19 protein-coding genes are annotated in these 21962 nt (G+C 42.7%); 5 read left to right on the top strand and 14 right to left on the bottom strand.

Going from position 1 to position 21962, the window contains the following annotated elements; genetic code table 11:
• Positions 1-37: 37 nt before the first annotated feature.
• The 6 genes from gcvP to DXB58_RS16170 form a co-directional block, all read right to left on the bottom strand.
• Positions 38-2887, bottom strand: coding sequence for an aminomethyl-transferring glycine dehydrogenase (gene gcvP / locus DXB58_RS16195; protein WP_122137527.1), 2850 nt, complete (start codon positions 2885-2887; stop codon positions 38-40).
• Positions 2888-2999: 112 nt separating this feature from the next.
• Positions 3000-3638, bottom strand: coding sequence for an MBL fold metallo-hydrolase (locus tag DXB58_RS16190; RefSeq protein ID WP_122137526.1), 639 nt, complete (start codon positions 3636-3638; stop codon positions 3000-3002).
• A gap of 43 nt (positions 3639-3681) precedes the next feature.
• The gene (rsmG, locus tag DXB58_RS16185) at positions 3682-4302 is read right to left on the bottom strand and encodes a 16S rRNA (guanine(527)-N(7))-methyltransferase RsmG (protein WP_004300406.1); all 621 of its coding nucleotides are present in this window, start codon (positions 4300-4302) and stop codon (positions 3682-3684) included.
• Between the two features lie 113 nt (positions 4303-4415).
• Positions 4416-5267, bottom strand: coding sequence for a DUF3298 and DUF4163 domain-containing protein (locus DXB58_RS16180; protein WP_074557205.1), 852 nt, complete (start codon positions 5265-5267; stop codon positions 4416-4418).
• A 144-nt stretch (positions 5268-5411) separates the two neighbouring features.
• Positions 5412-5645, bottom strand: a complete 234-nt coding sequence (locus DXB58_RS16175) for a YecH family metal-binding protein (protein WP_004306297.1) — start codon at positions 5643-5645, stop codon at positions 5412-5414.
• Between the two features lie 74 nt (positions 5646-5719).
• Positions 5720-6805 carry a metallophosphoesterase gene (locus DXB58_RS16170; RefSeq protein WP_122137525.1) on the bottom strand — a complete coding sequence of 362 codons (1086 nt, stop codon included), beginning with the start codon at positions 6803-6805 and terminating at the stop codon, positions 5720-5722.
• A 196-nt stretch (positions 6806-7001) separates the two neighbouring features.
• Here DXB58_RS16170 and DXB58_RS16165 point away from each other — a divergent pair, with 196 nt between their 5' ends.
• The 4 genes from DXB58_RS16165 (at position 7002) to DXB58_RS16150 (ending at position 12451) form a co-directional block, all read left to right on the top strand.
• Entirely contained in the window at positions 7002-7400 is a 399-nt protein-coding gene (locus DXB58_RS16165; RefSeq protein WP_122137561.1) for a hypothetical protein, read from the top strand.
• Positions 7401-7524: 124 nt separating this feature from the next.
• Positions 7525-9747, top strand: coding sequence for a TonB-dependent receptor (locus DXB58_RS16160; protein ID WP_122137524.1), 2223 nt, complete (start codon positions 7525-7527; stop codon positions 9745-9747).
• 72 nt (positions 9748-9819) lie between these two features.
• Positions 9820-10143 (top strand): heavy-metal-associated domain-containing protein, encoded by a 324-nt coding sequence (locus tag DXB58_RS16155; RefSeq protein WP_117933150.1) that lies wholly within the window; start codon positions 9820-9822, stop codon positions 10141-10143.
• A gap of 97 nt (positions 10144-10240) precedes the next feature.
• Positions 10241-12451, top strand: coding sequence for a cation-translocating P-type ATPase (locus DXB58_RS16150; RefSeq protein WP_122137523.1), 2211 nt, complete (start codon positions 10241-10243; stop codon positions 12449-12451).
• Positions 12452-12590: 139 nt separating this feature from the next.
• Here DXB58_RS16150 and DXB58_RS16145 read toward each other — a convergent pair whose 3' ends face one another.
• The gene (locus DXB58_RS16145) at positions 12591-13430 is read right to left on the bottom strand and encodes a helix-turn-helix domain-containing protein (RefSeq protein ID WP_074636520.1); all 840 of its coding nucleotides are present in this window, start codon (positions 13428-13430) and stop codon (positions 12591-12593) included.
• 66 nt (positions 13431-13496) lie between these two features.
• Between DXB58_RS16145 and lipB the strand changes: the two genes are divergently transcribed.
• The gene (gene lipB / locus DXB58_RS16140) at positions 13497-14180 is read left to right on the top strand and encodes a lipoyl(octanoyl) transferase LipB (protein ID WP_122137522.1); all 684 of its coding nucleotides are present in this window, start codon (positions 13497-13499) and stop codon (positions 14178-14180) included.
• Here the strand turns inward: lipB and DXB58_RS16135 are convergent.
• The 7 genes from DXB58_RS16135 to DXB58_RS16105 all read right to left on the bottom strand — a co-directional run bounded on the left by DXB58_RS16135 (position 14137) and on the right by DXB58_RS16105 (position 21885).
• Positions 14137-15054 (bottom strand): PorV/PorQ family protein, encoded by a 918-nt coding sequence (locus tag DXB58_RS16135; RefSeq protein WP_122137521.1) that lies wholly within the window; start codon positions 15052-15054, stop codon positions 14137-14139. The two genes, lipB and DXB58_RS16135, sit on opposite strands and share 44 nt — an antisense overlap.
• A 2-nt stretch (positions 15055-15056) precedes the next feature.
• A complete protein-coding gene (locus DXB58_RS16130; RefSeq protein ID WP_122137520.1) occupies positions 15057-16613 on the bottom strand; it encodes an N-acetylmuramoyl-L-alanine amidase-like domain-containing protein in 1557 nt (518 codons plus the stop codon).
• Positions 16614-16619: 6 nt separating this feature from the next.
• Complete coding sequence (locus DXB58_RS16125) at positions 16620-18608, bottom strand: OPT family oligopeptide transporter (RefSeq protein WP_122137519.1); 1989 nt, start codon at positions 18606-18608, stop codon at positions 16620-16622.
• Positions 18609-18713: 105 nt separating this feature from the next.
• Entirely contained in the window at positions 18714-19109 is a 396-nt protein-coding gene (locus tag DXB58_RS16120; protein ID WP_004300420.1) for a DUF1573 domain-containing protein, read from the bottom strand.
• 98 nt (positions 19110-19207) lie between these two features.
• On the bottom strand, positions 19208-19807 hold the full coding sequence (locus DXB58_RS16115) for a DUF4923 family protein (RefSeq protein WP_122137560.1): 600 nt from the start codon (positions 19805-19807) through the stop codon (positions 19208-19210).
• A gap of 13 nt (positions 19808-19820) precedes the next feature.
• A complete protein-coding gene (gene yihA / locus DXB58_RS16110) occupies positions 19821-20426 on the bottom strand; it encodes a ribosome biogenesis GTP-binding protein YihA/YsxC (protein ID WP_122137518.1) in 606 nt (201 codons plus the stop codon).
• A gap of 7 nt (positions 20427-20433) precedes the next feature.
• Positions 20434-21885: a sodium:solute symporter gene (locus DXB58_RS16105; RefSeq protein ID WP_122137517.1), complete on the bottom strand. Its 1452-nt coding sequence runs from the start codon at positions 21883-21885 to the stop codon at positions 20434-20436.
• Between the last annotated feature and the right edge of the window lie 77 nt (positions 21886-21962).

Here is a 21962-nt window from a genome sequence, read left to right as displayed (position 1 = left end):
GACAGTGCTCTGTAAATCTCTTTGGATAGGCCCCTTTTTACTCGAAAGTACCATAACGGGTGGGGAGTAGTTTACGGTCTCCCAAGGTGTTATCTACGCGAGCTACATTTATCCAGAATTTATTGTCACGTACACTTTCTATAGGATAAGCTGCTTTCTCGCGTGTATATGAGTGTTCCCAACGATCACTTACAATTTCATATTCCGGATGAGGAGCATTAATCAATACATTATTATCTTTATCCGCTTCGCCATTCTTCACTTCTTGAATTTCTTTCCAGATATTCAGCATGACATCTACGAAATTGTCTAGTTCTGCCAGACTTTCACTTTCTGTTGGTTCAATCATCAACGTACCGTGGACGGGGAAGGAGAGAGTAGGAGCATGATAACCGTAATCCATCAGGCGTTTAGCAATATCATTCTCCGAGATGCCTGCTTCTTCATGTACTTTCCGGCATTCCAGAATCATTTCGTGTCCTACGAAACCGTTGGCTCCCCGATAAACAACTCCATACGTATCTTTCAGACAAGTAGCCAGATAATTAGCGTTCAGGATCGCAATTTTAGTTGCCTGTGTCAGTCCTTCTGCACCCATCATACGGATATATCCGTATGTGATAGGCAGAATACCTGCACTGCCGAATGGAGCTGCCGATACTTGATTTTGTGAATTGCCGAAGATTCCGTGTCCGGGAAGGAAAGGAACCAGATGTTCGGCTACGCAGATAGGACCGACTCCCGGACCTCCGCCACCATGAGGGGAAGCGAATGTTTTATGAAGATTCAAGTGACAGACATCCGCACCGATGAATCCCGGATTGGTTAATCCTACCTGTGCATTCATATTGGCTCCGTCCATATATACTTGTGCACCACAGGCGTGAATGATGTCGCAAATCTCTTTTATCTCGGTCTCGAAGATACCATGTGTAGAAGGATAGGTAATCATCAGTGCAGCCAATTCATCTTTATTCTCTTCAGCTTTTGCACGTAGGTCAGCCATTTCTACATTCCCCTGTTCGTCGCATGCACAGGTGACAGTTACGAAACCTGCCTGTATAGCAGACGCAGGATTGGTTCCGTGAGCCGAAGCCGGAATCAAGACTTTGTTCCGGTGTCCCTGACCGATACTTTCGAGATAGGCACGAATCACACGAAGACCTGCATATTCTCCCGCGGCACCCGAATTGGGTTGTAGACTAACTCCTGCAAATCCGGTGATAACTTTCAAATCTTCACTTAGGTTCTTGATTAATTCACGATAACCTTCTGCCTGGTCTTCCGGAACCAGCGGGTGCATACCCATAAACTCGGGACGGCTTAACGGCAACATTTCTGCGGCTGCATTCAGCTTCATTGTACATGAACCGAGGGAAATCATGGATTGTGCAAGAGAAATATCTTTGCGGTCCAGACGTTTGATGTAACGCATCATCTCTGTTTCCGTGTGATACTTGCTGAATACTTCGTGTGTCAGGAAAGGAGTTGTACGTTTTAAATCCTTGTCGATGTTGTTTCTTTCCGGAATGTCGTCTACTTTCTGGTAATCTTTTCCGGCGGCAATGGCAAAAATCGAGAGCAACACATTGGCAGCTGCCACATCTGTTGTTTCGTCAATGCTGAAACCAACATTACCATTTTCATAATAGCGCAGATTAACTTCTTTGGTAAGTGCTATCGTACGGATTTGCTGTGCCGAAACGTGTTCGGGCAATTCGAAACGTAAGGTGTCAAAGTATTGAGCGTTGACTTGTGTATATCCGCATTTCTTTAATTGCTTTTCAAGAAATACAGTAATGCTGTGTATACGTGATGCAATTGTAGTGATACCTTCCTGACCGTGATAAACGGCATAAAAGCCTGCCATAGTAGCTAATAATGCTTGTGCGGTACAGATATTTGAAGTTGCTTTTTCCCGTTTGATATGTTGTTCACGTGTCTGTAAAGCCATTCGGTAGCAGAGTTTGCCATATTTGTCTTTAGACCATCCGATGATTCGTCCCGGCATATTCCGCTTGTATTCGTCTTTGGTAGCAAAGAAAGCAGCCGACGGACCGCCATAGAACATTGGAGTACCCAGGCGTTGTGTGGTTCCGAATACAATATCTGCTCCCCATTCCCCCGGAGGAGTTAGCAGGGCGAGACTTAAAATATCAGCGGCAACAGCTACTTTGCAGTCTGCGGCATGTGCTTTTTCGGTAAATTCGGAATAGTCCTCTACGTTTCCATGTGAGTTCGGATATTGCAGAATACAGGCAAACACTTCCGGCGAAGGTTCAAAATCTTTATATTTGCCTACACGTAGTTCAATGCCTTGAGGTACGGCACGTGTGGTCATAACAGCTAATGTCTGTGGAAAAATATTCTCGTCTACGAAGACTACGTTCGCATTGGCTTTCTGTTGTGCGCGGGAGCGTAAGGCATACATCATGCTTACGGCTTCGGCGGCGGCAGTTGCTTCGTCCAGAAGCGAGCAGTTGGCAAGTGGCATGGCAGTAAGGTCACATACGGCTGTCTGGAAATTCATCAATGCTTCCAGACGTCCTTGCGATATCTCTGTCTGGTACGGAGTGTAAGAAGTATACCATACCGGATTTTCGAATACATTCCGCTGGATAACAGCCGGAGTGATCGTGTTGTACCATCCCAAACCGATATACGTGGTATATAGTTTGTTTTTAGCTGCCAGTTCAGCGATGTGTTTTCCAAATTCGTATTCCGTCAGCGGACTAGTCAATGCTAGCGGCTCTTTCAGCCGTATATTGGCGGGAATTGTCTGATTAATCAATTCATCCAGTGAGTTCACGCCAATTTTGCGGAGCATTATGGCTGTATCTTGTTCATTGATGCCGATGTGACGGCTAGCTAACAAATCGGTTTTCATAATAATCAAGTATTAAATTAAGTATTACGTATCAAGTATTAAGTATTACTGCGGTTAATGGGCGGTTCGCCTTGTTAATACCTAATACTTGATACTTAATACTTATTTTTTATTATCTAAAAAATGGGTTTTCAGCTTTCTCCATTCCGATAGTCGTGGGAGCGCCGTGTCCCGGATAAACGACTGTTTCGTTGGGAAGAACGAATAAACGGCTGCAAATATGTTCTATCAGTTCATCGAAGTTGCCTCCTGTGAGATCAGCACGGCCGATGCTGCCTTGGAACAGGACGTCACCGGAGAACATGCAGTTGTCTTCTTTGCAATAGTACACCAAGCTGCCGGGTGAATGTCCGGGCACGTGTATTGCTTCCAGTTTGGTATGTCCGAAAGTGATGATATCTCCGTCGTGCAGGTATTTGCCCAATGGTACAGGTTCTTCCTGCAACTGAAAGCCAAACATTCTGCTTTGTTTCGGTGCTTCGTCAATCCAGTACTCGTCTGCTTTGTTTGCTTCTGCCGATAATCCGAATTCTTTCAGCATGAACGGATTTCCGAAGATATGATCCAGGTGTAAATGAGTATTCAGCAGATGCTTTACATTCAGTTCATTGGTAAAAATGAACTTTTTCAGTGCTTGCTTTTCTTCTTCATAGAAACAGCCCGGATCAATTACGACTGCTTCTTTAGTGTCATCCCATAATACGTAGCAATTTACGGGAAACATATTAAATTCAAATCTTTTTATTTTCATGGTTTCTCTATGATTTATCATCTATCAGAACATATAGTCTTGTTTAAATCGGAACATATACCACTTTTTTTGTTTTAAAGAACTCTTCCTCGAAGTTGTCGCTCAAGCTATGAATGACCGTTTTATGTTTGAACGGCATTGTTTCATGCTCCAGTTCACCGCCTTTGAGACAGATAAGTCCGTTGGGCAATGCATTCTGTTGTTTCGAAGAGATATTCTTTTTGATAATCTTAATCAAATCCGCCAAAGGCATTACGGCACGGCTGACAACAAAGTCGAACGTTCGTTTCTCCTCTTCTGCACGGGCATGGCGGAAAGTCACATTTTTCAGTCCGATGGCATTTGCCACTTCGGTTGCTACACGTACTTTCTTGCCGATACTGTCTACGAGGTGGAATTTTACCTCGGGAAACAGGATTGCTAAAGGAATGCCGGGAAAACCTCCTCCTGTACCCAAGTCCATGATGCTGGTTCCGGGGCGGAATTGGATGACTTTGGCAATGCCTAATGAATGGAGCACATGATGCTCATATAAATTCTCAATGTCCTTGCGGGAGATAACGTTGATTTTTGAATTCCAGTCAGTGTAGAGGTCGTATAGAGCTGCAAATTGTTTGCGCTGCTCTTCCGTCAGATCAGGAAAATATTTCAGTATGATTTCCACTGTTTGAATTTTGAATTATAAGTTTTGAATGATAGATGTGGATGAATATCCTATTCTGTCACATGGAAGTGATAACAACAGGATATTCATTGGTGTTCAGCTTTTTATGATTTTTAATTTTTTAGCTCTCCCAGAATCGGGTTACTGCCTAATAGATGTTCCATCATAGCAAATGGGATTGTTACCTTTACAGGTCCCATAGAATAAGGAGTGATATCATATACATTATAATAGAAGGTGACTCCTTCTTTGCTTAGGTAGAAATTCTCTGTCGGAGTGATGTCACCGGTTGAAGCATATCCCATGTCTTCCAATGCTTCGTGAGTGGTCACTTTGTTATCTGCCATGAGCTGATTCCAGATCAGGTCGGTCAATGCATCTTTGTAGTCTCCGACAAAAATATCATCGAGACGGAGCGGACGCATCAGGGTGAGGTCCATATTTAAATAAGTTGCCATGTAAATTCCATGTGCACCTCCGGTATATTCGTTATAGTCGATGCGATATACAAGTAGGTCTTTATCATACAGTTGCACATGGCTTTCTATACCTTTATAATAAGAATACCAGGCACCGATGGAAGATTCGTCTTCCTTGTCTTTCTCATCCTCGGTATACATAGGTTCGAGATCGCGACGGTATTCGCTGATATAATTCTCGGTATATTGCTTTACAACTTCTTCCGGTTTTTCGCCGATATATTTATCTCCGAAACAAGCCGAAATGAAATAAGTATTCAGACTGTCTTTCAGCATATCATCCGATGATTTTACCGGATAAGCAAAATTAATAATAATATTGCAGGCCGGTTTGGCTGTATCATTGAAGAGGTGAGCTGTCTTATTCACTTGAATGCTATCAAACTGTAACGCACCTGTGTTTTTGTTCATCTTGTCATGACAAGAAAACAAAAAGCCGCTTACCGAAAGTATAATTGCAAGCAGACTGACATATTGTTTTTTCATACCCGTTTTTTCTGTAAATTCAACATTTGTTTTATCATTCACTATTGACAAATATAGATGAAATTCGTGAACCGGGCTAATAAAAACAGAAAAAAATGCAGCTATTTATTCCCTATAATGGGATTGGCGGATATTATCCGCCAATCAATGCTTGCAAACTTTAGTGATATCTACTGTGAATCCATCTTCAGCAGGCATAAATTTCCCTTTCATTTTCAGGAATTCGATAAGGGTATCTACATCCATGTTTTCTGCCGAGCAAGCATAAAAACGTTGCTGTGAGCCAAACTTCTTAATGATTGCTTCCCGCAATGATGATTCCGAGTAGCTATTTCCTTCCATCATGTGGAGGACTTCATGAGCATGTAATTGTTCCATAATCTTTTTTTTCTGCAAAGATAGGGCAGAGATTGCTTAGAAACTGTAACATATGTGACAAAACTGCATAATATTCATTGAAAATTGAAAATAACCATTTCACTATGCGTTCCTATTCTGAAGGGTGGTCCCCAAAGGGACAATCCGGAAGATACATACACATGACTGTTTCCCCATTGGCGATAACCGTGGCTTTGCTCGAAGATATAGTCGGTCACCCAATTAATAGGCCATATTTGTCCGTGGTGTGTATGCCCGCTGAATTGCAGGTCGATGCCGGCAGCTTCCGTTTTTTCCAAATCAAAGGGTTGATGATCCAATAAAATGATAGGTTTGCTTTTATCGACATTCACCATTAACTCTTGCAGGGAATGACGCATGCGGTTATGGCGGTCATCACGTCCTATCAGTTGTATGCCGTTGGGAAGTGTAACTACTGAATCGCGCAATAATTGTATTTGAGTGTTTTTAATATATCGGATACTTTCATCGATACCGCTAATGTATTCGTGATTGCCGAGAACCATATAGATACCCATAGGAGCTTTCAAGTTAGCTAATTCTTCCGCCATATTCTCTGTATAAAGAGGTACAACGCTATTATCAATTAGGTCACCACTAATCAGAATCAAGTCGGGATGCTGCGCATTTATCATTTTCACATATTTTTTTAATGCGGCTTTCCCTGTACCATTTCCCAAGTGAACATCGCTGATTGCGACGATTTTAATTGCTTGGGGAGTATCTTCATATTGTTTATTGGTTAAAATGTTGACTACATTGGTTTCCGGATGATGATAGTTATATACCCCATATCCCAGCAATCCCAACGTGAACACTAAAGACAGATAGAACCTATATTTGCAGACAACTTTGAATAATTTCAAGAGATCAAACAAAAGCAGGAATAATGCCATGTATAGAGTAAATATCAACCAACTTGTTCCAATGGTGTACATCGAATGGGAGATAAAGACAGGCATCTCAAGGTTACGAGCCAGCATCGTGCCGAAAAAGGATAAAGCACATATCCAGAATAAAACGGTCAGGAATATTTTTACTCCGAGAGATTTAACTTTCAGAGCTTGCTTTGCTCTGATAAATATGTAGGCATTACCTGCCAGATAAAGAGTGATAATGATGAGTAAATATGTAAGCATAGTGTTTACTTAAAAATCAGAGAATTTATTGGGGCAAAGATAGGTTTTATTGTTGAGTAAAAAGAGTTAATAGTGCTGATATGACTCTAAAATAGCCAAATAAAGGAAAGAGAATGTGTCTGTAACGGATTGATTAAATCTTAATTACGAAAAATTATAGGAAAATCTGTTTTTATTCTTATCTTTGTCCTCTGAAATGAAAAGACTAACCTACATAACAGCACTTATCCTTTCTCTCCTGATTATCTATTCAGGAGGTGGAGTCTCTCTTGTGCGTTATTGCTGTGCCCGTTGTGAAGCGGTGCAGAGCTGTTGTGATACAGGCTGTCCGAAGTGTAAAAAGACTCATACTTGTGATTCAAAAAAAGGTTGTAAAGATAAGGGTTGTACAGCTACTATCTATAAGCTCGATTTGATGAAACATACTACTGAACTGACAACATCAGCTTTAGTAGTCGATCTTTTGTGTGAGCATTTTTGCTATCTGTTGACTCCGACCTATGCGGATAAACCGGTAGAATATGATAGTCTGACCTCTCCGCCACCTCTCTGTTCGAGGCAGAAGCTGGCGCTATATTCCACTTATATTATTTAGCCACTATTTCTTTCTTATTTATTCCTTTGCTTTCTATCGAATATGGAAGTAAAGCGAAACTGAATGCAACTAAGTTGCATGAGAAATGAATTAATTTTGTATCTCGAAAGTAACTTTAGAAAGAATGAAATATATGATAATAGGACTGTTCCTGTTATTTGCCGGTAATCTATATGCGCAAGTACGGGGAACAGTGAAAGATAGTACTGGGGAGGCTATTCCGGGTGCAAATGTGTTCTGGATGAATACAGGACAAGGAGTGACAACTAAGGAAGATGGTAGTTTTTCTATTGTAAAACCTTCCAAAAGCCACATGTTAATAATCAGTTTTATTGGTTTTCAGAATGATACCATTCATGTGAGCAGTAAAAATCAGCAGTTGGATATTGTGCTTCGTGATGGAGTGGAATTGAATGAGGTGAATATTGTCACTCGCAAACTGGGGACGATGAAATTACGCAGTAGCGTGATGAACGAAGATATGATAAGCAGTGCTGAATTGAGTAGAGCTGCTTGTTGTAATCTGGGTGAAAGTTTTGTGACCAATCCTTCGGTAGATGTGAGCTATTCTGATGCAGCAACAGGGGCCAAGCAGATTAAATTGTTGGGACTGTCCGGCACTTATGTGCAGATGTTGACGGAAAACATTCCGAATTATCGTGGGGCAGCTTCTCCTTATGGACTAGGTTATGTTCCCGGTCCGTGGATGCAGAGTATACAAGTTTCCAAAGGAACGTCTTCAGTAAAGAATGGTTATGAAGCCATCACCGGACAGATTAACGTGGAATTTAAGAAGCCGCAGTTGCCGGAAGCCGACTGGGTATCTGCCAATCTTTTTGCAAGTACTACCAACCGGTATGAAGCCAATGCAGATGCTACATTAAAAATTTCCAAACGATGGAGCACTTCTTTGCTGGCACATTATGAGAATGAGACTAAAGCGCATGATGGCAATGATGACGGATTTGTGGATATTCCTCAAGTAGAACAGTATAATGTGTGGAACCGATGGGCATATATGGGCGACCATTATGTTTTTCAGGCAGGTATCAAAGCTCTTTCCGAAACACGTACCAGCGGACAGTTCAATCATGGAGGGGCAATACACTCCGGTGATTTATATAAAGTGGGGATTGATACAGAACGTTATGAATTCTTCACCAAGAACGCTTACATATTTAATAAGGAGAAGAATACGAATCTGGCTTTGATTCTTTCCACCACTTTGCACAATCAGGATGCTACGTATGGACGCAAACTGTATAATGTGGATCAAACCAACGTTTATGCTTCGCTGATGTTTGAAACGGAATTTAATCCGCAGAACAGCTTTTCTGCAGGATTAAGCTTTAATTATGATGCTTACGACCAGCATTATCGTTTGGAGAATAATACGGATAATCCTCTCAAAGCCTTTGAAAAGGAAGCTGTTCCCGGTGCATACGTGCAATATACGTTGAACCTGAATGATAAATGGATGGTGATGGCGGGTTTGCGTGGAGACTACAGTAACGAACATGGTTTCTTTGTGACTCCGCGTGCACATCTTAAATACAATCCGAATGATTATGTGAACTTCCGTCTTTCTGCCGGAAAAGGGTATCGTACCAATCATGTGCTGGCAGAAAACAATTATCTGCTTTCCAGTAGTCGTAAGGTAGAAATAGCTAAGAATTTGGATATGGAAGAAGCATGGAATTACGGTGCCAGTGTATCTACTTATATTCCTATATTCGGCAAAACGCTGAATGTAAATGCGGAATACTATTACACAGATTTCTTGAAACAAGTAATAGTGGATATGGATAGCAACCCTCATGAAGTGGCTTTCTATAATTTGAATGGACGTTCTTACTCGCATGTATTCCAGGTGGAAGCAAGTTATCCTTTTTTCAAAGGATTCACCTTGACAGGAGCTTACCGACTCACGGATGCAAAAACGACTTACAAGGGGGTGCGAATGGAGAAACCTCTAACCAGCAAATACAAAGGCTTGCTCACTGCTTCTTACCAGACTCCGCTGGGGATTTGGCAGTTTGATGCAACACTGCAACTGAATGGTGGAGGTAGGATGCCTACTCCTTATGAATTGGGAGATGGACAGTTGTCCTGGGAACGTCGTTATGGTAGTTTTGAGCAGTTGAGCTTACAGGTGACACGTTACTTCCGCCGCTGGTCTATCTATGTAGGAGGAGAGAACCTGACCAATTTCAAACAAAAGAATCCGATTATCGATGCGGCAAATCCTTGGGGAAACAACTTTGATTCCACTATGATATGGGGACCGGTACACGGGGCAAAAGGATATATCGGAATACGTTTTAATTTAGCTAGGAATAGTGAGTAAAAACTAGGAATAGTGAGTTGCGAAACGATCGCATAGAAAATAAAGAATACTAATTTTAAACTGATAGGAAAAATGAAAACAAAAAGATGGATGGCCACTTGCGTGGTGGCTCTTTTGAGTGTAGCAGCTGTATTGGCAAAAGATATTCGTGTAGTCGTATTCAAAGTGTCCCAGATGCATTGTGAGAAATGCGAAAAGAAAGTAAAGGACAATATGCGTTTTGAAAAGGGATTGAAGGATATTGCGACCGAAGTAAAAACTAAAATGGTGACTATCACGTATGATGCTGAAAAAACGAATGTAAAGAACTTGCAAGCAGGATTTAACAAGTTCAATTATGAAGCTGAATTTGTAAAAGAAACAAAGAAAGACGATCAGAAGACTGATAAGAAGTAATTGAACAAATACCTGTATTAGCTTGTTTCTATAAACAAACAATGGTTCTTCCCCGACTCCTTTCCGGGAGGAAGGGAAGACCGTAAATAATAATTATATGGGTAACACAATAAAAAAGGCATTTCCTGTACTTAATATGCATTGTGCAGGATGTGCCAATAATGTAGAAAAAACAGTGAAAAAATTGCCGGGAGTCATTGAGGCTTCCGTTAATTTTGCTACCAATACATTGACCGTTTCTTATGAGAAAGACCAGCTGACTCCCGGGGAAATCCGTGCGGCTGTGCTTGCGGCAGGTTATGATCTGATTGTGGAAGAAGCCCACAAGGAGGAACGCCGGGAAGAGGAGCAGCATAAGCGTTACACTCGTTTGAAGTGGAAGGTGATTGGGGCTTGGATTTTGGTAGTACCGTTGCTGGTATTTTCCATGATACTGATGCATGTACCCTACTCTAATGAGATTCAAATGGTACTTGCTATCCCTGTCATGGTCTTTTTCGGAGGTGGTTTCTTTACCGGAGCTTGGAAACAGGCTAAACTGGGACGGAGCAATATGGATACACTGGTTGCACTTAGTACTTCCATTGCTTTTCTGTTCAGTCTGTTCAATACTTTCTTCCCCGAATTTTGGTATGCTCGTGGATTGGAACCGCACGTCTATTATGAGGCTTCTGCGGTGATTATCGCTTTCGTTCTTACCGGAAAATTGATGGAGGAGCGTGCTAAAGGAAATACCTCGACTGCTATTCGCAAGTTGATGGGAATGCAGCCTAAAGTTGCCCGGGTTCTGCGCAATGGAGTGGAAGAGGAGATTTTGATCGAGAACCTCCAGATAGGTGATATGGTTGTTGTACGCCCGGGAGAACAGATACCTGTGGACGGTCAGCTTTCCGAAGGCGATTCGTATGTTGACGAAAGTATGATTAGTGGTGAACCGGTTCCGGTAGAAAAGAAGAAAGGCGATAAAGTCTTGGCAGGAACGATCAACCAGCGTGGCTCGTTTATCATACATGCCACACAGGTAGGTAGTGAAACGGTGCTTGCCCGCATCATTTCCATGGTGCAGGAAGCGCAGGGTAGCAAAGCTCCCGTGCAACGTATCGTCGATCGTATTACTGGAATTTTTGTACCTGTCGTATTGGGCATTGCTATCCTGACATTTGTTTTATGGGTTGCTATCGGTGGTAGTGAATATATCTCTTATGGTATCCTGTCAGCTGTTTCTGTCCTTGTCATTGCTTGTCCGTGTGCTTTGGGACTTGCTACGCCTACTGCATTGATGGTGGGAATAGGCAAAGCTGCCAGCCAGCATATTCTGATTAAAGACGCGGTAGCTTTGGAACAAATGCGTAAAGTGGATGTCGTTGTACTGGATAAAACCGGAACATTGACTGAAGGACACCCTACTGCTACCGGATGGTTATGGGCACAATCGCAGGAACCTCATTTCAAAGATGTGCTTTTAGCTGCGGAAATGAAATCGGAGCATCCGCTTGCCGGTGCTATCGTTTCTGCACTTCAGGATGAGGAGAAGATAAAACCTGCTGCATTGGACAGTTTCGAAAGTATTACGGGAAAAGGAATCAAAGTCTCTTATGAGGGACATACCTACTGGGTAGGTAGTCATAAACTCCTAAAAGATTTCAGTGCGACAGTAAATGATGTGATGGCTGAAATGCTGGTTCGCTATGAATCGGATGGCAATGGTATTATCTACTTTGGATGCGAAAACGAGTTATTGGCTATCATTGCTGTTTCTGACCCGATAAAAGCTACTTCAGCCGAAGCAGTGAAAGAACTGAAACGTCAAGGTATTGACATTTGTATGTTGACGGGTGACGGGCAGCGGACGGCATTAGCTGTTTCTTCCCGTTTAGGAATCGAACGTTTTGTCGCTGACGCTCTGCCGGACGATAAAGCCGAATTTGTGCGTGAGCTTCAAATGCAGGGAAAGAAAGTCGCTATGGTAGGAGATGGTATCAATGATTCGCAGGCTTTGGCACTGGCTGACGTCAGCATCGCCATGGGGAAAGGAACTGATATTGCTATGGACGTAGCTATGGTAACTTTGATGACATCGGATTTATTGCTGCTTCCTAAAGCTTTTCAGCTGTCAAAGCAGACGGTCAAACTGATTCATCAGAATCTTTTCTGGGCGTTTATTTATAATCTGATCGGCATTCCTATTGCTGCCGGTATCTTGTTCCCATTGAACGGTTTGTTATTGAATCCGATGTTGGCAAGTGCTGCAATGGCCTTCTCCAGTGTGAGTGTAGTGCTCAATTCATTGAGCTTGGGAAGAAAATGAGTAAGCGACTGTAAAAAGAAAACAAACTGTAAGTAAATAATAAACGGTGAATACTTTGCGGATCATGCGCAATTTATTCACCGTTCATTTTTTTGCAATTCGTTGTTATAATTTTATCCTCTATCGTTCTTCGTAAGAATTATCTGTTTCTGAATTCCAATGGCGTCATTCCTACGTACCGCCTAAAATATTTACCAAAGAATGAGGCACTGGGGAAGTTTAGAGAATAAGCTATTTCTTGGATAGTCATATTAGTGCCTTTCAGTTTCGCTTTGGCATCCATGATTACAATATAAGCAATGGTGTCCAATACACTTTTACCTGTCACTTGTCTCACGGTTGTGCTTAGATGCTGAAGCGAGATTCCCAGTTTGTCTGCGTAGAATTGTGCACGACGTTCATTCTTATAATTCTCGGTGATGGCTTGAATCAATTCACGACAGATTTCCTTTTTGCGGTTCGAACTGCTGTTCTCACCCGGAAATTTATGATATATCAGTCGTATGCTTGTCAGGATAGTCTGAAGAGATAACTCAACCAATTCGGAATCCATTTCGAAATTCTCATTGCAACTGGCCCGTGATAATAGAGCAAAATAGTCTTTCAGATAACTGGCTACTTCTTCATTAAGAGGAACCACCGGCTGCTCTATCAGTTTGGGATATGCATTACCAATATTCTTCATCAGATTGATTCGTCCGGCACAATGGGCGGAGAAGCCGGCAAAGCAAAGACATACTTTTTCTGTTCTCTCCCGAAACTGGATGATTGTTCCCGGTAACAATGTTATCAGGTCATTAGGACGAATTTCATAATCAAGCAGATTGATGGAGGCTTTCATCGAACCTTCGGTGCAGATGGCAACAATACATGCCTGCAATCGACACGATTGCTTATAAATATTGAGAATGTCTTCCGTAACATTCGTCCATGCTAATACTTCGGTAGGCAAGTCTACCTGTGGAAAGTCCATTTTCATAGTTGTGTTTGTTATATTAGGCCAACAAATGTACACATTTTCTTTTTATTTCTTACCTTTGTTTTTATGAAAACAGTTTTTATTGATTGGAATTTAATCCCATATGCCGAAGCATGGCAACGGCAGACAGAATGGTTTGATGATATTGTCCGGGCAAAAGTTCAGGGCGGGAGTTATGAAAATCGTGTCGTAATGTGCGAGCATCCCCATGTTTATACATTAGGGCGTAGCGGGAAAGAAAATAATATGCTGTTGAGTGATGAACAGCTGAAAGCGATTGACGCTACTCTTTATCATATTGATCGGGGAGGGGATATCACTTATCATGGTCCCGGACAACTGGTATGCTATCCGATACTGAATCTTGAGGAATTTCAGTTAGGATTGAAAGAATACGTTCATCTGTTGGAAGAAACGGTGATTCGCGTATGTGCTTCTTATGGCATTGAAGCCGGACGTTTAGAGAAAGCGACAGGAGTGTGGCTGGAGGGTGATACGCCCCGTGCGCGTAAGATTTGTGCTATCGGAGTGAGGAGCAGTCACTTTGTCACTATGCACGGACTGGCTTTGAATGTGAATACGGATTTACGTTATTTCAGCTATATCCACCCTTGTGGATTTATAGATAAAGGCGTCACTTCTCTTCGTCAGGAATTAAAGCACGATGTGCCGATGGACGAAGTGAAGCAACGCCTCGAAGATGAGCTTAGAAAACTATTCCAACTCCCAGTTGCCAGGTGCGGTGCATAAAGCAATCCTTATCAGCAAAGGCATAAGAGAAGTCTGCACGTATCGGCCAGAAGTTTATTCCGCAGCCTAGAGTGCCGTAGTTACCTACTCCTTTGTCTTTGTCGCCGAAATGGTATCCTGCACGGACAACACCATATTTCAGGAAATTATATTCGGCTCCTACACCGGCCTGTAGATGACGGATTTCAGAAGGAAGCAGGTAATTGAAGTCGAGCGCAACCTGCAAACGATTTTCTATACTGAACGGCAAGTCGATCGTACCCCCTAAGCCTAATCTGGCGGGTAGCTTCTGTCCATCCAGTTTTTTGCCTAAGTTGGCAGCTTGGAAACCAATGCTCCAGGAAGCCATTTCGTCCAACAGGGCCATGCTGCGATAGTAAGTCGCACCGAAGTCCAGGCAAACACTATTCTTGGTGTCTGCACCTTCTGCGGCTTTGGCTTGCAGGTATCTGAACGTTAATGACATCGACAGATTCTTGGCTACATTTCTGAAATAGGCAGCTTCCAGATCCCATATATGCGGACGGTAATCAAATACTTTGGGATCTTTGAAATGCCGGAAACCTATAGCAAATCCATGTATGCCTTCCCTGCCGATCCGATAGAAAAGGGAGGCACTATGTAGCGCATAGTCTTTGTTGATATTAGCGTATGAATAACTCGCACCCATCACTTCCTGTGAGAAGGCGATGGTAGAAGCATTATGAAAGATAGCTGTACTACCGTTATCGGTGGTAGCTAATCCTGTACCTGCCATACCTGCCGATTGGGCGTCCGGAGTAAGTTCCAGAAAGTAGGCGTTTGCCATTTCTTGTGCTCCCAGCAAAGTGGGGAATAAGCACGAGACGAGAAGGAAATGTTTTACTCGTTTCATAATCAGTTATTTTTAGAGTGAGACATCCGGACAACACGTATGCCTGTCCACGATTTATTGTTGTTTAGCATGTGATTGAGAGGTTCATCGCTGACAACTACTTTTCCCAATGTAGAAGAAGCGTGTAGCAGATGCAGTTTTCCATGTCTATATGCTGCTATTCCCACATGAGCTATATCCAATCCGGACACCTTCGTTGTAATGGCAATAATATCTCCATTCATGATCCAGGGCAATCCGGCTTCCGGCAGTTCGCTTTTCGGCAGCCAATGTACCACTTTTCCGGAGATTGCTTTTTCATGTTCGGCCATTTGTAGTACATTTTCCGGCGAATCAGCCAATTTTTTGTATTGCCGGGGGTGAGCGGACATATATGAAAGAGCTAATTTCTTAGTATGTACACTGTTCTTGGCAGTAATATCTGTGAGGAATCCGTGGCGAACGCCGTTTTCAATCCATTCAGAAGTGTAATGCAACCGGGAAGGATATCCGTTGATGATGCCATCCCGATAGCGTATTTTTTGCAGATTGTCAGCAAAGGAAGAACCGAGTGCCTGTGCAAGTGTATATTCTACAAAAGTGAGGCAGTCTACGGCATCAGTCCGAATCACTAGCGCTTCTTTTTCGTCTTGGTCTAATGTGTTGGCCACATATTTGGTTCCCAGGTAAGATTTCCCGATTCGTAACATAGGTTCCGAATCTTCCGGGAATACAACACCGTCACGCAGCCATTTCTCCAATTCTTGTGTCCATTGTTGCTTATATTTAAAACTGTCCTGAAATCCCCAGCCATGTCCTCCGGTAGGATAGACATGGAGAGTGGCCGGGACTTTGTTTTTTTGTAAAGCAAGGTAATAGTTTACTCCATGATAAGGCGATACGGAAGGATCGTCGGAGGTAATAGCTATAAATGCTTGCGGAGTATCGGGAGTTACTTGCAGTTCGGCAGAGAATTTCTGTATCTGTTCCATCGTAGGATTCTTACCGAGCAATGCCTCTCTTGTATTTCCCCGGGTGACTTGCATCATCGTGACCACCGGATAAAGTAATATCTGAAAATCCGGACGTGTTTCCGAATTATAATGAGTGGCGATTGTAGAAGCTAAATGTCCTCCTGCAGAGGCTCCCATTATTCCTACCCTGTGAGGATTGACATTCCATTCCTTGGCATGTTGCCGTACCATGCGAATTGCTTGTTCGGCATCTGATATGGGGACTTCGCAATGTCCGTTCGGCATCCGGTATTTTAACACAATATAGGTGATACCTTGTCCGCAAAACCAGGGGGCCATATCATAGCCCTCTCCATCCATACCAAGTCCACGATAACCTCCTCCGGGGCACATGATAATGGCCATTCCATTTGGCTTTTCCGGATGGTAGACCGTCATAGTGGGGTATGTGACATTGGTGACAAAATGGGGGCGCACTTCCTGCTCTTCTCCAGTTAACCCACTGGAATTGGGAGCACCGTCGGGCCACAAAGGTAGCTCGACGGGCTGTTGTGCAAATGTTATTGCAGTTATAAGTGATACTATGATGGATAATAGTCTCCTCATAATTAATTATTTAACTTTCATTGAAGCCTTTATAAAGTAAAGAATCAATAATGCGTATGCTCCTAATGCCAACACTTCAGACCAAGTATTGTTCAACCATGCTTCATTGACCAGATTGATTCCGCCAAAGCGCATTGCAGCACTGATTACTCCCATCAATGCACCTCCGGCAATGAAACCGGATGCCAACAAGGTTCCTTTTTCCCCTCTTTCCGTATTCAGGCTTGCATCTTTGCCACGGGTGGTCACAAACCAATTAACAGCTCCACCCACTACCAACGGTACGTTCAGTTCCAATGGAATAAACATACCCAGTGCGAAAGCTAATGCAGGAATTTTACAAAGAGTCAGAATAATCGCTAAGACAGCACCGATGCCGTATAACAACCAGGGTGCGCCTACACCACTCATCAACGGTTCGATAACGGCTGCCATTGCATTGGCTTGTGGAGCAGCCAGTGCGCCACTTGTAAATCCGTATGTCTTATTCAGGATAATCATTACACCGCCCACTGTTGCAGCTGATACGATCGTTCCCAAGAACTTCCATGTTTCCTGTTTGGCGGGTGTACTTCCGAGCCAGTACCCAATCTTCAAGTCGGTGATGAAACCTCCTGCCATTGACAGTGCAGTACATACCACACCACCCATCACCAATGCGGCAACCATACCCGAAGGACCTTTCAGACCGACAGCTACCATTACTACGGAGGCCAAAATCAGTGTCATCAACGTCATTCCCGAAACCGGGTTAGTACCTACAATGGCAATAGCATTAGCGGCTACTGTGGTAAACAGGAAAGAGATACCTGCAACTAAAACGATAGCTACCAATGTATGCAACAGGTTTCCTTGCATAACGTCGAGGTAGAAGAATAATACGATTAGTATCAATGTGATGATCGAACCGATAGCGATAATCTTCATTGAAAGATCCCGTTGCGTGCGGATAATGTTTTTCTCCACATTTCCTTTGCCACCCATCTCTTTAGCAGCCAGTCCGACAGCACTTTTGATGATGCTCCAGGAGCGGATAATACCAATCACACCTGCCATAGCAATACCACCGATACCGATGCTCTTGGCATAATATTTGAATATCTCTTCCGGACTCATCATTCCTACGGTAGATGTAACTTCCGGGTTCCAGGCATTCAATACACTGTCGCCCCAGATAGCGGACATTCCCGGAATGATAATCCACCATACAGCCAATGAACCGGCACAAATGATGGAAGCATATTTCAGTCCGACGATATATCCCAAACCGAGTACAGCAGCACCGGTATTTACCTTGAATACTAACTTTGCCTTTTCTGCGAGCATTTCTCCGGCACTGCAAACACGGGTGGTGAAGTTTTCGTTCCACCATCCGAATGTAGCTACGATGAAGTCATATAATCCACCGATCATACCTGCCATCAATAACGGTTTAGCCTGGCTGCCTCCTTTTTCTCCGGAGATCAGCACTTGTGTAGTAGCCGTTGCTTCCGGAAAAGGATATTTTCCATGCATATCACTAACAAAATATTTTCGGAAAGGAATCAGGAACAGGATACCCAATACACCACCCAGTAAGGAGCTGATGAATACCTGCATGAAAGTAACCGTCATTTCGGGATATTTGGCTTGAAGAATATAAAGAGCGGGGAGGGTAAAGATCGCTCCGGCAACAATGACACCGGAACAAGCTCCGATAGACTGGATAATAACATTTTCTCCCAACGCATTTTTTCTTTTTGCGGCTCCGGAAACTCCTACGGCAATGATTGCAATCGGAATAGCGGCTTCAAATACCTGTCCGACCTTCAACCCCAGATAGGCAGCGGCGGCTGAAAATAGGATTGCCATGGCAATACCCCATGCAACTGACCAGATATTAACTTCCGGATAATTTTTTGAGGGACCCATCAACGGGTTGTACACTTCCCCGGGTTTCAACTCTCTGAACGCATTCTCGGGTAACCCGGTGAATTTGTCTTCTTCTTGTTTCATAGTTTTTATAATTTGCTAATGTGTCAATTTACATTTCCGTCCTCAAAGTAAACAAAAAAAAAGGAGAACCGAAAGATTCTCCTTTATGTAATAGTCTATTTTTTCCTACTTTGCATCTTTTGCTGTCATATCGCCCTCGATATACAATCTTACCATCTCTGTTTTGGCATTGGTACGCAAGGTGATTGATTTTTTGAAATGTCCCGGATATTTGCCTGTTCCGTTATAAGTCACCTTGATTGTTCCCTTTTTGCCCGGCATGATGGGCTCTTTTGTATATTCGGGTACTGTACATCCGCATGAGGCTACAGCTTGATGGATTACCAAAGGAGCATCACCGATATTAGTAAAGGTAAATGTGCAACTGACAACCGGACTATTTTCTGAAAACTTACCGAAATCGTGAGTTGTTTTGTCAAACTTGATATCTGCATTTGTTTGCGCAAATGCAAAACTTACACCCATTACTAACAGGGTCATTAAAAAAAGTATCTTTTTCATTTTTCCTTCTCTTTTTGATTACAAATGCCAAAGATAATGCTTTTTCCCCTAAAATATACTTTATAGAGTGCGAAATAGTATTAAACGGCTCTCTTTTGCTATTTTGAGAGTTGGAATCCCAACATCATTCCGTCGTAATTATCAGCGAGTGAACTAACTGTTTTTAGTGCGGTACTGTTGCTTTTGCTACCGATGAAAGCCATCAGTTTCAGTAGCTTGTCCGAGTTGAACAGTAACTCCAGTGAACTGGAGCTGCAATTAACTTTTGCATGCAGATTCAGCAGTTTCAGGTATTTCAGGTCTACTTGTTTGGTTGAAGCGTTGTAGGAATAAGTTCCTTTCAATGTTTTTTTACCCACTGTGCTGGTGAAAGTGCTGTCGGCATTGAAGGTGAAGCTCATCTGACCGTCTTTAATACCTATTTTGCTTAATTGCTCGTTCAGTTTGTTTTCAGCCATAGTAGCTGCGGCCGCTCCTCCTGCTTTCATCAGCAAGTTGTCCGATTCAAATTCTACAGCCGAACCTTTGTAGTTCCATGTTCCGGTCATATCGATAGATTCGGTATTTCCTGTTATGGCATTCACTACCTTTGAAATGTTGTCCTTATTCAATAAATCTGACCATGATTGTGCCTGGCTGTTAGTCGCCATTAGCATAAATGCTGCCATAAAGGCAATTGATAAAAAACTCTTTTTCATTTTCATTCTTTTTTCATTTAATATTGAGATCCTTGTTTATGTTTTCGATGTAGTTGAGTATGTCTGTACGCCCCATACGGTCTTCCGAGGAAGAAACGAAGTAAGGCGGGAGCTCTTCCCATTGTTTACTCAACTCACGTAAGTAAGCATTGATATTTATTTTTAAACGTCCACCTTTGAGCTTGTCGGCTTTGGTAAAGATGATAGAGAAGGGAATACCATTCTCGCCCAGCCATTCCATAAACTCCAGGTCTATTTTTTGAGGTTCCAGCCGACTGTCTATCAGGACGAAGAGATTGGTCATTTGCTCCCGTTCCAGGATGTAATCTTCGATTATGGTACGTATCTGGTCTTTTCCTTTTTGTCCGCGTCGGGCATAGCCATATCCCGGAAGGTCGACGAGGTACCAGTTCTTATTGATAAAGAAGTGGTTGATTAACATCGTTTTTCCCGGAGTGGCGGAAGTCATAGCCAGTCCTTTACGGTTAGTCAGCATATTGATAAGACTTGATTTACCCACATTTGAACGGCCTATAAAGGCATATTCCGGGAAAATTCCGGCCGGGCATTTCTTCACGTCCGTATTGCTAATCACAAATTCAGCACTTGTTATTTCCATCTTCTTGTCATTTATTTCTTTGTAGCTCCTTTTTAGACATCAACATTAAGCCCGCAAAGGTAAGCGTTCCATTTAACATTAGCAATTCATAACCGAATTTATATCCGGTTTCTTTTCCAATCCACCAATCGGCAAGATAGCAGAGTAGCGGTGAAAGGATGGCTATCAGAGGGACCCATCGGTCATTTGTTTGTCTTCGGGTAAAGAGCCCGAAAGCGAACATTCCGAGTAGGGGGCCGTACGTGTAGGAGGCGATGATATATATGGCGTCAATTACGCTTTTGTTGTTGAGCATTTCTACCAGGCAAATGAAAAATGCCAATAAGATTGATAGCAGTAAATGTACCTTATTCCTTTTGCGACGCGCTACCTCTTCTGTGTCTTTTTCGGTATTCAGCAGGTCTACACATACGCTGGTTGTCATTGCTGTCAGAGCGGAATCCGAGTTGCTGAAAGCTGCTGCGATAATACCGATTGTAAAGAGAATTAATACGGATTGTCCCAGATAACCTTGCGCTGCAAACATGGGTAGTATATCATCATTCATAGCCGGTAGTTCGAGCTGCATTTGTCCCGCTAGCGTTATCAATAGAATTCCCAGGCATAGAAAAAGAAAATTTAATGGAATGAACGAGAAGCCGTAGCAATACATATTTTTTTGTGCTTCCCGGAGGTTCCGACAGGAAAGGTTCTTTTGCATCATATCCTGATCCAGTCCGGTCATCACGATAACGATGAAGATACCGCTGAAGAATTGTTTGAAGAAGTTTTGCCGCGATACCCAGTCGTCAAATACAAAAATGCGGCTATGTTCACTACTTTGGATTGTTTGGACAATACCGCTTAAATCAAGGTCTAATCTTTGGATCGTAAAATAGATGATAAAGATCAGGGCGGCAATCAGGCAAAATGTTTGTAAGGTATCTGTCCACACGATGGTCTTTATCCCGCTTTTATGAGTATATATCCATACCAGTGTAACAGAGCCGACAGCAATCAGCCAAAAGGGGACGTGCATTTCCTGAAATACATAAGTATGTAGAATGAGGCAGACCAGATAAAGTTTGGCTGCGGTTCCGAGCATGCGTGACAGTAGAAAGAAAAAAGAACTTGTGCGATAAGCACGCAATCCGATACGGGTGCCGATATACCCGTAGATACTTGTTAGATTTAGTTTATAATATAAAGGAAGTAAGACGTGAGCCACAACCATGTATCCGAAAAAAAATCCGAGTACCGTTTGCATGTAAGTCATATCCATTCCGCGCACCATTCCCGGTACAGAAACAAAAGTGACTCCGGAGATAGAGGCGCCAATCATTCCGAAAGAGACTATATACCAAGGTGATTGGTTCTCTCCCTTAAAGAACGCTGCATTCGATCCGCCCTTGCGTCCGGTGATACGGGCTATTAGTAGTAATACCGCAAAGTAGCAAATAATAGTGATAAGTATCATCATAACAGATGCAAAGGTAGCAATTTTTGTAGGTATTAAAAACAATAATCTGTATCTTTGCAAGGTTTTATCGATAGAAC

It is taken from the genome of Bacteroides sp. OM05-10AA (genome assembly GCF_003439055.1).
Taxonomy (GTDB): domain Bacteria; phylum Bacteroidota; class Bacteroidia; order Bacteroidales; family Bacteroidaceae; genus Bacteroides; species Bacteroides intestinigallinarum.
This window is presented reverse-complemented; position numbering and strand designations above follow the sequence as displayed.